We start from the raw sequence: 14,813 nt of genomic DNA on the forward strand, positions 1-14,813 counted from the left end.
TCACCCGGCGGCCGCCGTCGTCGAGGTGGCAGCTGGCGGCCCGCGCCACCCGCCACAGGGCGACTGTCACCGGGATCCTGGTGTGTCGCCTTGCGTGCGGGTGGCCGGCGCGATGTGGTGCGTGCATGACCAGCCCCAGCCTCCTGACCGAGGAGACCCCGTCCGATCCGGCAGGGCACCGGCCGCCACCGTCAAGGGGCCTCCTGCGGCCCTGGTGGGCGTTCGCCCCGGTTGCCGGGCTGGCCATAGCGGCACTGATGGCCGTCCGGCTGTTCCTGCCGGGCCCGATCGGGATGGCCGACAACGGCGACGGCCCGATCCGGATGTGCGCGCTGGGCGTCACGGTGAAGGTGGATCCGGGCTCGCTGCCCTGGCTGAAGTTCGCCAACTTCGGCTATGACCGCGCCCAACCGGGCATCTGCCAGCCCGGGTTGACGTATCCGGGCAGCGAGAACCTGCTGCTCCGGATCGCCCGGCCGATCAGCCACTGGCTGGGGTTCGCGACGGCCTTCGACCTGCGGGCACTCGCCGTGCTCTGCTGCGCCCTGGTCGGTCTGGCCGGCGCCGTCTTCGCCGCCGCGCTGCGCGGCGGTCTGCTCGCCCGCACGCTGATCTGCCTGGCGCTGTTCCTGGTGGTGGCGGACAGCACCTTCGCGGGCTACGCCGCCGCGCCGTACAGCGAGCTGGCCGGGCTGATCGGCCTGCTGACCGCGAGCGCCGGCGCGGCCCACCTCGGTGGCTCGACCCGCGCGCGGGTCGCCGGCCTGCTGGTCTTCACCGTCGGCGCGGTGCTGGCAGTGGCCTCCAAGGCCCAGTCGGTGACGATGGCGCTGCCGTTCATCGCCCTGCTGCTCGTCACCCGCGTCCCGATCGGCCGTCTCCCGATCGGCCGCCTCTCCATCACCCGCCTCTCGACTACCCAGCTGCCGCTCGGCCGGCTGTCCGGTCTGCTGGCGCACCGGGCACTGCCGCTGCTCGCGGCGGCCGTGATCGCGGCGACCGGTGTGCTGACGCTCCAGGCGCAGGTCGAGCAGCCCGCGGAGATCAACCCGACCGAGGTGGTCTTCGTGGACCTGCTCGGCCGCAGCCCCGACCCGGCCGGAATCGCCGCCGAGCTCGGCCTGCCGAGGGACTTCGCGCAGTACGCCGGGCGGACCTGGTGGGTGCCCGACCCGCCGGAGAACGATCCGCGCTGGCCACAGGTCCGCGGCCGGATGACGTACCGCAACATCGCCGGGGTGCTGCTCCGCAACCCCGGCCTGGCGACCACGATCACCCTGCACGCGGTGGACGGCTTCGACCTGGTGCGGCCCGACTACCTCGGCTCGTATCCCGCGAGCGCCGGTCTGGCCCCTGGGGCGCAGGAGTCGCGGGTGGTCGTGTTCGGCTCCCTGCTGCGTGCCCTGGGTGGCACCGCACTGCCCCTCACCCTGATCGCCGGCGGGATCGGGGCCTGCTACCTGCGCGTCCGGCGGACCGATCCGCGCCGGCGGGCCTTCGTCGCCATGATGGTCTGTCTGGTCGGCGTCACCGTGGTGCAGTTCCTCACCGCCGCCTTCGGCGAGGCGATCGAGAACACCAAGCACCTGGTCTTCGCCGTCCTGGCCACCGGACTGGCCTTCGTCCTCGCCATCGCCTCGTTCTCCGCCGCGCCGCCCGAGCAACCGGCTGACGAATCCATGGTTGACGAGGGCTCACTGCCGTCGCCCCGCGACGCGGCACAGCTGCCGGCCGACGGCTGAGCCCGGACGCCCGGGACACGGGGGCTGATCAGCGGATCAGCCCCCGATGGCACCCCCCGCGCCCACCCGTGCCGTCCGTTACCAAGAGTGCGGCCGACTGTTCCAAAGCTGTGCCGAAGCTGTGTCATCCACCGCCCAAGCAGGGGCGATCATGGCATCCATAATGTGCTACTAATACGAATGATCGCCCTTCTCAAGTGGGAAGGGGCCCGAACCGGACCGGACCGTGGCGACTGCGCCGCCGCCCGACCGGCCCGCCGGGTCTTGCGCACGAGGGGACTGCCACCCATGATCCAGCCTGTCCGGTTCTTCCTGCTGGGCACCATGCGGGCGCAGCACGCGGACGAGGCAGTGCCGGTCGGATCCCCGCTGCAGCAGGCGATGCTCACCACGCTGCTGCTGCGGGAGGGCCGGGCCACCAGCGCGAGCGAGTTGATCGAGGCGGTCTGGGGTCCGGCGGCCCCCGCCAGCGCCTCGGCCATGCTGCGCACCTACGCCTGGCGCTGGCGCAAGGCACTCGAGCGTGACCAGAGCGCGCCCGGAATCCTGGCCTCGGTCGGCGACGGCTACCGGATCGTGCTGCCGCCCGAATCCGTGGACGCCCTGCGGGCCGAGAAGCTGGCCGGCGCGGCGCTGACCGCCACCAGGACCGGCCAGGACCCCGAGCGGGCACGGCAGTTGCTCGCCGAGGCGCTCGGCCTCTGGTACGGCGAGCCGCTGGCGGGCGTGCCCGGGCCGTTCGCCGAGCAGCAGCGCGCCCGGCTGGCCGACCTGCGGGTCAGCCTGCTGGAGGAGAAGTGCGGCCTGGACCTGGACGCCGGCGACCAGCGGCTCGCCGTGCCGGTGCTGCGCGAGCTGACCGCCGAACACCCGCTGCGCGAACGCCCGTACGTGCTGCTGATGCGGGCGCTGTACCAGGGCGGCCGACAGGCCGACGCGCTCGCCGTCTTCGACCAGGTCCGCCGGCTGCTCGCCGCGGAGCTGGGCATCGACCCGGGGCCGGAGCTGCGCGACATGCACCAGCGGATCCTGCAGGGTGACCCGGCGCTGCTCGCCGCGGGCCCCGAAGCGGGCGCCCCGGCAGGCGTCGGCGCCGAACCCCGCGGCCCCGAGGCGGCTGCCCCGGCCGCCATACCGGCACCCGCACCCGCACCGGCGCCGGCCCTGGTGCCTGCTCTGGTGCCCGCCCAACTGCCCGCCGACATCGCCGACTTCACCGGCCGCCAGGCCGATCTGGACGCGCTGCACACGGTGCTCGGCGAGGCCGTGCACGGCGTCGCCGAGGACGCGGTGCTGCCGATCGCGGCGATCTCCGGCATGGGCGGGGTCGGCAAGACGGCCGTCGCCGTCCGGGTCGCCCACCGCCTGCGCGGCGGCTTCCCCGACGGCCAGCTCTACGCCGACCTGCGCGGTGACCAGTCCGAACCGGCCCGCCCGAGCGTGCTGCTGGCCAGCTTCCTCACCGCACTGGGCGTCGCCCCGAGCGCCGTCCCCGAGACGCTGGAGGACCGCTCGCGGCTGTTCCGCTCGCTGCTGGACGTGCGCCGGGTGCTGATCCTGCTGGACAACGCCCGGGACGCCGCCCAGGTCCGCCCGCTGCTGCCCGGCTCGCCGCGCTGCGCCGTCCTGGTGACCAGCCGGGCCCGGCTGTTCGGCCTGGCCACCGCCGCCCAGATCGACCTGGACGTGTTCAGCGTCGGCGAGGCGACCGAGATGCTGGCCCGGGCCGCCGGTGCCGAGCGGATCAGCGCGGACCCCTTCGCAGCCGGTGAGTTGATCCGCCACTGCGGCCATCTCCCGTTGGCCGTGCGGATCGTGGCGTCCCGCTTGGCCTCCCGCCCGGCCTGGACGGTGGCCCGGCTGGCCGACCGGCTGGCCGCCGAGCAGGACCGGATGGCCGAACTGCAGCTCGGTGACCTCGCGGTGGCCAGCGCCTTCGACTGGGGATACCGGCAACTGACGCTGGAGCAGGCCAACACGTTCCGGGTGATCGCCGCGGTGAGCCGGCCCGACATCGGCGTACCGGCCGCCGCGGCCGTGCTGGGCTGCGACGAGCGCCGGGCCGAGGCACTGCTCGAGTCCCTGGTCGACGCGGGCATGGTGACCGCCCCGCGCCCCGGCCGCTACCGCTACCACGACCTGCTGCGGGTGTTCGCGCTCCAGGTCGCCGGCCCCGGCCGCCAGGTCGAGACCAGTGCGGCACTGCGCCGGCAGCTGGAGTTCCTGCTGGCCAGCGCGGCGGCGGCGTTCCAGCGGGTGGTGCCGGGCGACCCGATCGGCACCGCACTGCGCGCGACCCAGGTGCCCGGCCTGCGCTTCGACAGCACCCGGGCGGCGGCGGACTGGGTGGCGGAGGAGTTCGACGCGGCGATCACCGCGGTGCTCGCCATGGTCGGCTCGCAGGCCTCGGCCGAGGACGTCCGGACGGCCGCCGACCTGCTGATCGCGCTCTGCCCGTTCGACGCCGACCCGCGCTACGAGCGGCTGGCGGTGGCCGCCGCCGCGGTCTCCGCAGCGGCGGTCCAGCACGGCGACCAGCACTCACTGGGCCGGTCCGAGTTCATCCGCGGCAACCTGGCCGTGCAGGCCGCCCGGCTGACCGAGGCCGCCGAGCACAGCCGGCGCGCGGCCGACGCCTGCCGCGCGGTCGGTGACGTCGTCGTGCTGCAGCAGGCCCTCAACGACCTCGGCCTGCTCGCCCAGCTCCAGCACCGGTTCGACGAGGCGGTCCGGCTCTACGACGAGGCCAACACGCTGGCCCGGGCGCTCGGCCACCATGCCGGACAGACCGTCACCACGCTGAACGCCGCGCTCGCCCGGGTGCGCAGCGGCGCGCCCGCCGAGGCCGCGCGAGCCTGCCGCGAGCTGCTGCCGGCGCTGCGGGAGGCCGAGGACCGGCCGGGCCTGTCCTACGCGCTCTACGTCCTGGGCCTGGCCGCGCACGAGTCGGGCGAGTACGAGGAGGCCGCGGCCGCGTTCGGCGAGTGCCTGGAGATCTGCCGGACCAGCGGGCTCCCGCTGCGCCAGGCGCACGCCCGCTACCGCCTCGCCGACACGCTGCGCAACCTCGGTCGCGGCCCGCAGGCACTGACCGCGGCCCGGCAGGCGCTGGCCGAGTGCGAGGAACTGGCGGCCGAACGGGACCAGGGCCACGCGCTGCTGGTGCTCGCCAGGATCCTGGCCGAACTCGGTTACACCGGTGAGGCCCGGACCCGGCTCCAGCGGGCCGAGGCGCTGTTCACCCGGCTCGCACTGCCCGAGCGCGAGCACGTCCGCGAGTTGCTCTGCCGCCTCGACGCCCTGCCGGCGGCCGCATCCGCACCGGCCGCGTCTGCGGCGAGCACGACGGCCTGCTCGGCGGCCCGCGCCACGGCTGCGGGGTAGCCGCAGCCGCAGCACCGGTCAGCCCCAGCACCGGGCCGGCTCAGGAGCCGGTGTTGTTCCAGACGACCGTGCCCTGCTGGCAGTTCCCGAAGACCTGGTAGCCCATGGCCCGGGTGGCCGCGCACGGGTCGTAGGTGCTCGCACCATCGGCCGCAGGCGCGGCAGCCGTCGAGCCGGAACCGATGACGGTCGACGCCCGGCCCTCCCCGGGCTGAACCTCCAGACCGGCCTGGCCGCCCGACACCTGGTGCACGACCCGGACGGGGGCGGTCGCCGCAACGGCCGGTGCCGCTCCCGCGGCCACGACCGCGCCCAGCACGGTCAGCGCGACGGCGCCCCAGCGGGCGGCGGATCGGCTACGGGAAGTCATCATCGGGCCAGTACCTCCGGGATCGGTGTCGCTGCGCCCCCAGAATGGCAGCCCTCGATATCCGCCCGATATTCGCGGATCTCCGCCGTACCCGTCCCGTCCGCGCGTCGGACCCATGGCGGGCGGCCGCACGGGGTATCACCGAGGGCGTCAGCGCTGCCATCGCTCACCCCGCACCCTGGAGCCCGCCATGCACGACGACCGCAAGCTGATCGAGTCCCGCCTGCGGCGCGTGCTCGACGAGCGCATCCGACCCGCCGTGTACCCGCAGACGGTGCCGCTGCGGGCCGGCTGCTGGACCGCCCAAGGCGAACCGGTCCCGGTCGCCGAGGGACTGGTCGCCAAGGGACTGGCCGCGCCGCGCACCCCGATCGCGGTCGGCGACCGGTGGGGCGCGCCGTGGGGCACCAGCTGGCTGACCGTCTCCGGCACGGTGCCCGCCGGCTGGGCCGGCCGGACCGTCGAGGCGCTGATCGACCTCGGCTTCGAGCGCGACATGCCCGGCTTCCAGTGCGAGGGGCTGGTCTACCGCCCGGACGGCACCCCGGTGAAGGGCCTGCACCCGCGCAACCAGTGGGTGCGGATCGCCTCCCCCGCGATCGGCGGCGAGCCGGTGCTGCTGCACGTGGAGGCCGCCTCGAACCCGATGGTGATGGAGCACCACCCGTTCCTGCCGACCGGGTTGGGCGACCCGGCGACGGCCGGCGACCAGCCGCTGTACCGGATCGGCCGGCTCGATCTGGCGGTCTTCGACGAGACCGTCTGGCAGCTGGTGATGGATCTGGAGGTGCTCGGCGAGCTGGCGGCCGAGCTCCCGGCGGACGGCGCCCGCCGCTGGGAGATCCTGCGGGCGATCGAACGCGCGCTGGACGCCGTCGACCTCCAGGACGTCAACGGCACCGCGGCCACCGCCCGTGGCGAACTCGCCGCGGTGCTGGCCGCGCCCGCCGCGGCGTCCGCGCACCGGATCAGCGCGGTCGGCCACGCGCACATCGACACCGCCTGGCTCTGGCCGCTGCGCGAGACGGTCCGCAAGGTGGCCAGGACCACCGCCAACATGACCGCGCTGCTCGCGGCGGAGCCGGACTTCGTCTACACCATGTCCCAGGCACAGCAGTACGCCTGGCTCAAGGAGCACCGGCCCGAGGTATACGCGAAGGTCAGGCAGGCGGTCGCCGAGGGGCGGTTCGTGCCGGCCGGCGGCATGTGGGTGGAGTCGGACACCAACATGCCCGGCTCGGAGGCGATGGCCCGCCAGTTCGTCCACGGAAAGCGGTTCTTCCTGGCCGAGTTCGGCATCGAGAACGAGGAGGTCTGGCTGCCGGACACGTTCGGCTTCGCCGGTGGGCTGCCGCAGATCATCAGGGCGGCCGGTTCGAAGTGGCTGCTGACCCAGAAGATCTCCTGGAGCCAGGTCAACTCCTTTCCCCACCACACCTTCTGCTGGGAGGGCATCGACGGGAGCCGGGTCTTCACCCACTTCCCGCCGATCGACACCTACAACTGCTCGATGCACGGCCGTGAAATCGCCCACGCCGCCCGCAACTTCAGGGAGAAGGGCCGGGCCTCGCACTCGCTGGCGCCGAGCGGCTGGGGTGACGGCGGCGGCGGGACGACCCGGGAGATGATTGCCAAGGCGGCCCGGCTGCGCGATCTGGAGGGCTCCGCCACCGTCCGCTGGGAGAAGCCCGCCGACTTCTTCGCCAAGGCCCAGGCCGAGTATCCCGAACCACCGGTCTGGGTCGGCGAGTTGTACCTTGAGCTGCACCGCGCCACGCTGACCAGCCAGGCGCGCACCAAGCAGGGCAACCGGGCGAGCGAGAACCTGCTGCGCGAGGCCGAGCTCTGGTCGGCCACCGCCGCCGTGCAGGCCGGACTCCACTACCCCTATCAGGATTTGGACCGGCTCTGGCAGACCGTGCTGCTGCACCAGTTCCACGACATCCTGCCCGGCTCCTCGATCGCCTGGGTCCACCGCGAGGCCGAGCAGACGTACGCCGCCGTCGCGGCGGAGCTGACCGGGATCATCGCCACCGCCCAGCGGGCGCTCGCCGGTGACGGCGCATCGGGCGGTGAGGTCGTCTTCAACGCGGCCCCGCACGAGCGCGCGGGCATCGCCGCCGGCGCCGGTGCCCTGCGGCCGCCGGGCGCACCGGGCGTGGCAGCCGGGGCGGCCGGCGGCTGCTCACTGCGGCCGCGCGCCGAGGGCGGGTTCGTGCTGGAGAACGGCCTGCTGCGGGTCGAGGTGGACGGGCGCGGCCTGATCGTCTCGGTCTACCACCACGCCCGGCAGCGCGAGACGATCGCCCCCGGCGCGGCCGCCAACCTGCTCCAGCTCCACCCGGACTTCCCGAACATGTGGGACGCCTGGGACGTCGACCGGTTCTACCGCAACACCGTCACCGACCTCACCGCGCTCGACGAACTCGCCGTCGCCGACGACCGGCCGGCGGCCGTCGCGGTGCGGGTGGTCCGCTCCTTCGGCGCCTCGCGGGCGGTGCAGACGATCACGCTGAGCGCCGCGGCCGCGCGGGTCGACCTGGAGACGGCGGTGGACTGGCACGAGAGCGAGAAGTTCCTCAAGGCCGCGTTCCCGCTCGACCTGCACACCGAACGCTACGCCGCCGAAACGCAGTTCGGCCACCAGTACCGCGCCACCCACACCAACACCAGCTGGGAGGTGGCCAAGTTCGAGGCGTGCAACCACCGCTTCGTGCACTTCGCCGAGCCCGGCTGGGGCGTCGCGCTGGTCACCGCCTCCACCTACGGCCACGACGTGACCCGCACCGTGCGCGCCGGGGACCACGGCACCACCACCACGGTGCGCGCCTCGCTGCTGCGCGCCCCGCGCTTCCCCGACCCGCACACCGACCAGGGCGAGCACCGGTTCCGGCACGCGTTGGTCCCCGGCGCGGCGATCGGCGACGCGGTCCGCGAGGGCTACCTGATCAACCTGCCCGAGCGGCGGGTGCCGGGCGACGCCGAGGTCGCCCCGCTGGTGACGGTGGACGACGACGCGGTCGTGGTCAGCGCCGTCAAGCTCGCCGACGACCGCAGCGGCGACGTCGTGGTGCGCCTCTACGAGTCGCGCGGCGGCCGGGCCCGGGCCGAGCTGCGCGCGTCCTTCCCGTTCACCGGCGTGCTCAGCTGCGACCTGCTGGAACGCCCGCTCGGCGCCGGCTCGCAGCTGCGCGGCGACGCGGTGGAGTTGCGCGCGGGCCTGATCGTGCTACGGCTGCGCCCGTTCGAGCTGGTCACCCTCCGGCTGTCACGGCACCTGCGGCAGGACGGAGTTGGGGCTGACTAGAAGGTCCGGCGGACAGCGCGCACGATGGGGGGTGAGGTGATGTCCATGAAGGCTGCGCCCGTTCGGCCGCCGGCAGGGTACCGGTCCTCGCGGTTCTTCGCGACGGCGCTGAGGCGAGCACCGGCGCGCGCACCGGCGGGGGCGCTGGTCGCGCTCGCCACCGGCACCGCGCTGCTGCTGTCGGGGTGCGGCGGCAGCTCCCGGGCCCCCACCAAGCCCTCGCCCTCCCCCTCGGCGTCCGCACCGTCCTCCGCCGCCGAGTCACCGACGACCACCGCCCCGTCGAACGTCTCGCCGCTCACCGGACTGCCCGGCGCTGCGGGCCGGATCCTCGCCGTCAAGGTGGACAACATAGTCAACGCGCGACCGCAGACCGGCCTCGGCGCCGCCGACGTGGTGTACGCGATCGAGGTGGAGGGCGGCCTGTCGAGGTTCCTGGCGATCTACGACTCGAACCACCTGCCGAGCGGCGACAAGGTGGGCCCGGTGCGCAGCGCGCGCGAGAGCGACCTGCCGATCCTCCAGCAGTACGGCAAGGTCGCGTTCGCGTACTCGGGCGCGCTCAGCAAGTTCCTGCCGATCCTCCAGCAGGCCGACGTCTTCAACGCCTCACCCGACCAGCAGCCCACCGCCTACGCGCGCGACTCGTCCCGGCCGGCCCCGTTCAACCTGTACGTGAAGCCGTCCACCGTGCTGAACAACATCCCCGACTCCGCGCAGGCCAAGGACATCGGCTTCCGGTTCGGCCCGGCGCCGGACGGCGGCGTGCCGACCGGCTCGCTCACGGTGCGGATGCCGGCCGCCTCGTTCGTCTTCAGCTGGTCCGCCGACCAGCAGAAGTACCTGGTCGCGATGGACGGCCAGCCGGCCCAGAGCACCGACTCCGGGCAGCTCGGGGCGCCGACCATCGTCGTGCAGCACGTGGCCGAGACCACCTCGCCGCGCGGCTTCATGGACTCGCCCGGCGTGCTCTCGCCGTACGCGCCGACGGTCGGCAGCGGCAACACGACGATCCTGCGCGACGGCAAGGCCTACAACGGCACCTGGTCGCGCACCGATCCGAACGGCGGCACGACCTTCAGCTACAACGGGCAGCCGATGAACTTCGCCCCCGGCCAGGTGTGGGTGGTGCTCGACCCCCAGTAGGCCATGCGCAGGCGGGGAGTCACCCGGGGGTCGCCGTCGTGGTGCCGCCGCCGGAGCAGCCCGGCTTGTTTCACTGGTTGCTCCACCGGCAGCGAAGGGCTCCGCATGACCCACCGCACCCGCTCGGCCACGGTCGGTGCCGTCCTGCTCGGCACTCTCCTGCTGGCGGCCATGACGACGGCAGCCGCGCCGGACACCGCTCCGGGCACCACCGCCCCACCAACCATCATCACCGTCTCCAACCCGCACCCCGAGCTGGTCAGCGGCGGCGAGGTGCTGCTGCGGATCACCGCGCCCGGCGGCGCCCCGGTGCGGGTGACCGCGAACGGACGCGCTCTGGACGGCTTCGTCCGCCGCCCCGACGGCTCGCTGCTCGGGCTCGCCACCGGCCTGAATCCGGGCGCCAACCGCATCACGGCCCGCTCCGGCGCCCGGACCGCCGAGCTGACCGTGGTCGACCACCCGACCGCAGGCCCGGTCTTCTCCGGCCCGCAGCAGCTCCCGTTCTACTGTGAGACGGCCGCCTTCGGCCTCGCCCCGGCCGAGCAGCCGCAGTGCGCCGCACCGACCGTGGTCCGCTACCGGTACCGCACCACCGGCGGCGTGTTCGAGCCGCTCGCCGACCCGGCCGCCCGCCCCGCCGACCTCGCCACGGCGACGGTCGGCGGGCGTTCGGTGCCGTACGTCGTCCGGGTCGAGACCGGCACGCTCGACCGCGCCGTCTACGAGATCGCCGCGCTCTATGACGGGACCGACCCGTCGCCGCTGCGTCCCGACACGAGCTGGAACGACCGGCTGATCGCCACCTTCGGCGGCGGCTGCGACGGCGGCCACCACCAGGGCCGCAGCACCGGCGGGGTGCTCGACGACCTGTTCCTCTCCCAGGGCTACGCGGTCGCGTCCTCCAGCCTCGACGTGCTCGACAACAACTGCGGCACGGTCATCTCGGCGGAGGCGGCGATGATGGTCAAGGAGCACTTCATCGACACCTACGGCCCGGTGGCGCACACCATCGGCTGGGGAGTCTCCGGCGGCGCGATCCAGCAGTACGACCTCGCCGACGCCTACCCGGGCATCCTGGACGGCATCGTGCCCGGGGCCGCGTTCCCCGATCCGTTCACCACGATGGCCGTCGCGGCCGACTGCCGGCTGCTCGACCGGTTCTTCGCCGGGCCCGGCGCCTCGTTCGACGCCGCCGAGCGGCAGGCGGTGGCGGGCTTTCGCGACTACGACAGCTGCCTCTCCTGGGACGGCTCCTTCGCCGACCGGATCACCCCCGCAGACAGCTGCGGGAAGCAGCTCCTCGCGAACGACGACGTGATCCCGGCCGCGGCGATCTGGAACCCGGTGACCAATCCGACCGGCGTGAAGTGCAGCGCCGCCGAGCAGTACGCCAACGAGTTCGGCCGCGACCCGGCGACCGGCTTCGTGCGCGGCACACTCGACAACACCGGCGTGCAGTACGGCCTCGGCGCGCTGGAGCACGGCCGGCTCAGCGCGGCGCGGTTCGTCGCGCTGAACACCGGGATCGGCGGCTTCGACACCGCCGGCACGCCGGTCGCGCGGCGCGGCCGGGCGGACCCACAGGCGGTGCGGGCCGCCTACCGCGACGACATCGTCATCAGCGGCGGCCAGGGGCTGCGCGACACGCCGATCATCGACCAGCGCGACGACCTGGACACCGCCGGCCCGCTCCAGGACATCCACACCACCCAGTGGTCCTTCGTGCTGCGGGCCCGGCTGCTCCGGGCCAACGGCACCGCCGCCAACCAGGTGATCATCGAGAACCACAACACCCCCGCCGAGACGGCCGCCGCCGGCACGTACGAGCTGGCCGCGATGGACCGGTGGCTGACCGCCATCGAGGCCGACCACTCCCCCCGCAGCCGAGCGGCCAAGGTGCTCGCCGACAAGCCGGCCGGCCTCGCCGACGGCTGCTACCTCTCCGCCGACCACCGCATCCGGGAGCCGCTGACCGACCCGGCGAGCGGCCGCTGCGCCGCCGACTACCCGCTCGGCTCGGACCCCCGCCTGCAGGCCGGCGCCCCGCCGACCGAGGACGTCCTCGCCTGCGCCCTGCGCCCGCTCGACTTCGCCGCCTACCCCGTCCCCTTCACCCCCGCCGAGCAGACCGCGCTGCGCGAGGCATTCCCGACCGGCGTCTGCGACTACACCCGCCCCGGCCCGGACCAGCAGCCCCCGACCGCCGAGTGGCTCGACTACGGCGAGTGAACCATCTCCTCCCTCCCGGAGGGGTCAGCTCATCTCCGTGCCGCTGATGTAGTAGACCTCCATGGTCGCCGTCCCGTGCAGGAACTGCTCGACCACCGCGCCGTTCTTGTCGCCCCGCGCCCACGCGGCCTGCGCCTTCGGGCTCAACTCCCGCAGGCCGAGCCCGGTGCTGTTCGGGCGGACGAGCTGCTCGGCCCAGCCGGCCACACGCAGGTACGCCTCCAGTGTGGCGCCGACGCTCGCCTTGCACTCCAGGTACCGGTGCGGCGGCAGCCCGTCGCGGTTGCCGATCGGCTGGCCGCCGAGCGCCTTGGTCAGCACCGCGCGCGAGGCGGTGTTCCAGCCGATGTTCCCGTGCTGCAGGGCGGACCAGCTCGCGCCCTTCTGCTGAGCAATCGTCAGATCGCTGGTGGTGATGCTGCGGAGGATGAAGTGGCCGGCCATGTCACTGCCTTTCGTTGACGGTTGTCCGGGTGTGCGAGGGCATGCGCCTACTGACTACCAGGGCACCTGGCCCAGGTACTCCAACTCGCCGTCCCCGAAGGAGCACCAGCTCATGGTGGCGATTTCGTTGCCCCACGGGTACGCGAGGTAATGCAGGCACTCGCCTCGCTGGAGCGGAACGGAGAGGGTGACCGGCTTGTCGGCGGCGACGTTGTCCGCCTCGAAGGTGTCGAGCAGATCGTTGTAGTCGCTGCCCTCCGCCCGAATCCTGAGCTGGACCTGCCCCGCACCGCCCCCTGTCGCTGTCGGCTGGTAGGTCACCACCGCAACCCCGTCAGTGGTCGCCCGCCAGTCGCCACTGGGCGGCATCGCGATCCGGGGGTGACGGCGCAGGATCCGGGTCTTCCCCAGGACGTCGAGGTCGCCGACTTTGAGGTCGGGGAGCTCGACCATGACGGCGGTGGTGAGGGTGTGGACGAGCGTGTTGTCCTGGGCGGCCGTGGCCTGAACCATGAAACCGGTGACGTTGTGCAGCGGCTCCGAGGTCCACGGGCTGGTCACGCCCTGCTTGGAGTCGTTGTCCCAGAAGACCTCGCAGGTCGCACCCTGCACGTCCCAACTGAGAGTGATGCGCTCGCCGTTCTGGACCATGATCTTGTTGGGCCGCAGGTTCCGGAACACGAACCCCGCCGGGAACTTCACCACCGGCAGCTCGATGTCCTTCGAGGTGTACCCGCTGGTCGTCGGGGAGGTCTCCTCGACGACCACGACATCGACGGTGCCGGGGGTGTTGTTGATCTCGATCTGGGAGATGGTCAGGGTCAGTGCCCAGCTCCCGTCGAACTTTGCCGCGCGTCCGGGTGCGGGCTTGAAGGGGAAAACCCGGAACTTGCCGTCAGGCGTGGTGGTCGGCGTCCCCGGCGTCCAGCCACCCCCCTGACCGGGCTCCTCGCCACCCGTGACACCGACGCGGATCGCGTCCGGCTTGGTGGTGAGCTGCTCCTTGCCCGTACCCAGCGGGATCTTGACGGTGAGCTGCTGGCAGTAGGCGGTGGTGGTCATGTTGCGGCCGATGGTGAGGTCGAGCCGACCGGTGGACGGATCCTTGTCGGTACTGACGGTGAGCGGGTCGGGAGTCGGCTTCAGGGGCGCGTAGTTGAGCAGCACATCGCCGACGGCACGGGGGTGGATGGGCATGGTCGACTAGGCCCCCAGCTCCAGGTAAAAGTAAGTGAGGTACGTTTTTCCACTGACGGATCCGGTCGGCATAAACGTCAGCGTGGTCCCCTTCCGCACGGGGATGGTGAACGGCACTCCTTTGGGGGCAGTGACGACAGGCCGCGAGGTCCCGATCTCGACAGTGATTCGCAGGTCCCACTCGAACCCGCCGCAGACGAAAATCCCATCGTGCTCGTACGTCTGGGACACGCCGGCTTGTGCGATCTGAAAGCCCCCAACGAGAAATCCGCCGCCGAAGATCTGGGCGGTGAGCTTGCCGTTGACCGTGAGGTTGCCGACATCGAGGTCGGGCCTGGCGACGGTCACAGCGGTGGTGAGGGTGTGCACGAGCGTGTTGTCCTGAGCGGCCGTGGCCTGGACCATGAAGCCGGTGACGTTGTGCAGCGGCTCCGAGGTCCACGGGCTGGTCGCGTTCGGCTCGGAGTCGTTGTCCCAGAAGACCTCACAGACCGCGCCCTGCACGTCCCAGCTGAGGACGACGCTCTCGCCGTTCTCGACCATGATCTTGTTGGGCCGCAGGTTCCGGAACACGAACCCCGCCGGGAACTTCGTGACCGGGAGAGCCACCGTCTTCGCCGTGTAACCACTCGTGGTGGCCGAGGTCTCCTCGACGACCTCGATATCCACGCCGCCCGGCACCAGGTTGATCGGCAGCTGCGAGATCGTCAACGTCAACGCCCAGGTGCCATCGAACTTCGCCGGACGCCCGGGCGCCGGAGTGAACGTGATGACGCAGAACTTCCGGTCCGGCGTCAGCGCCGGCTCGCTCTTGCTCCAACCACCACCCTGCCCCGGCTCCTCACCACCCTCCACACCCGCCCGGTACTACAGCCTCAGATCTTGAAGTTGTGATCGAGTCGGTTCGTTTCGTCGCCAGGCGCGGAGTCTTGCGGGGAGTGGGTCGTCGCGTCGGTCGTAGTGGCTGACAGTGGCTCTGGTCTGGTGTTCG

The 14,813-nt window shown here is 72.7% G+C and carries 9 protein-coding genes; 5 read left to right on the plus strand and 4 right to left on the minus strand.

The annotated features are described in order from the left end of the window. Positions 1-125: 125 nt before the first annotated feature. Both wsfD and AC060L_RS34850 read left to right on the plus strand, forming a co-directional pair. Positions 126-1,742: a glycan biosynthesis hexose transferase WsfD gene (wsfD, locus tag AC060L_RS34845; protein ID WP_483802986.1), complete on the plus strand. Its 1,617-nt coding sequence runs from the start codon at positions 126-128 to the stop codon at positions 1,740-1,742. Positions 1,743-2,030: 288 nt separating this feature from the next. Beyond that, positions 2,031-5,126 (plus strand): AfsR/SARP family transcriptional regulator, encoded by a 3,096-nt coding sequence (locus AC060L_RS34850; RefSeq protein WP_483802987.1) that lies wholly within the window; start codon positions 2,031-2,033, stop codon positions 5,124-5,126. A gap of 40 nt (positions 5,127-5,166) precedes the next feature. Here the strand turns inward: AC060L_RS34850 and AC060L_RS34855 are convergent, their stop codons facing one another. Further along, positions 5,167-5,499, minus strand: a complete 333-nt coding sequence (locus tag AC060L_RS34855; protein WP_483802988.1) for a hypothetical protein — start codon at positions 5,497-5,499, stop codon at positions 5,167-5,169. A 187-nt stretch (positions 5,500-5,686) separates the two neighbouring features. Between AC060L_RS34855 and AC060L_RS34860 the strand changes: the two genes are divergently transcribed. The 3 genes from AC060L_RS34860 to AC060L_RS34870 all read left to right on the plus strand — a co-directional run bounded on the left by AC060L_RS34860 (position 5,687) and on the right by AC060L_RS34870 (position 12,181). Next, a complete protein-coding gene (locus AC060L_RS34860) occupies positions 5,687-8,803 on the plus strand; it encodes an alpha-mannosidase (protein WP_483802989.1) in 3,117 nt (1,038 codons plus the stop codon). Between the two features lie 45 nt (positions 8,804-8,848). Beyond that, entirely contained in the window at positions 8,849-9,949 is a 1,101-nt protein-coding gene (locus AC060L_RS34865; protein WP_483802990.1) for a DUF3048 domain-containing protein, read from the plus strand. Between the two features lie 105 nt (positions 9,950-10,054). After that, positions 10,055-12,181, plus strand: a complete 2,127-nt coding sequence (locus AC060L_RS34870) for a DUF6351 family protein (RefSeq protein WP_483802991.1) — start codon at positions 10,055-10,057, stop codon at positions 12,179-12,181. A gap of 24 nt (positions 12,182-12,205) precedes the next feature. On the opposite strand, the gene AC060L_RS34875 is transcribed toward AC060L_RS34870, so the two are convergent. The 3 genes from AC060L_RS34875 to AC060L_RS34885 are packed head-to-tail and all read right to left on the minus strand — an operon-like array spanning position 12,206 to position 14,533. Next, positions 12,206-12,625 carry a hypothetical protein gene (locus AC060L_RS34875; protein WP_483802992.1) on the minus strand — a complete coding sequence of 140 codons (420 nt, stop codon included), beginning with the start codon at positions 12,623-12,625 and terminating at the stop codon, positions 12,206-12,208. A gap of 54 nt (positions 12,626-12,679) precedes the next feature. Continuing rightward, the gene (locus AC060L_RS34880; protein WP_483802993.1) at positions 12,680-13,822 is read right to left on the minus strand and encodes a hypothetical protein; all 1,143 of its coding nucleotides are present in this window, start codon (positions 13,820-13,822) and stop codon (positions 12,680-12,682) included. A gap of 6 nt (positions 13,823-13,828) precedes the next feature. Further along, positions 13,829-14,533, minus strand: coding sequence for a hypothetical protein (locus tag AC060L_RS34885; RefSeq protein WP_483802994.1), 705 nt, complete (start codon positions 14,531-14,533; stop codon positions 13,829-13,831). Positions 14,534-14,813: the final 280 nt, after the last annotated feature.

The sequence above is a fragment of the Kitasatospora sp. NEAU-69 genome, from assembly GCF_057158765.1.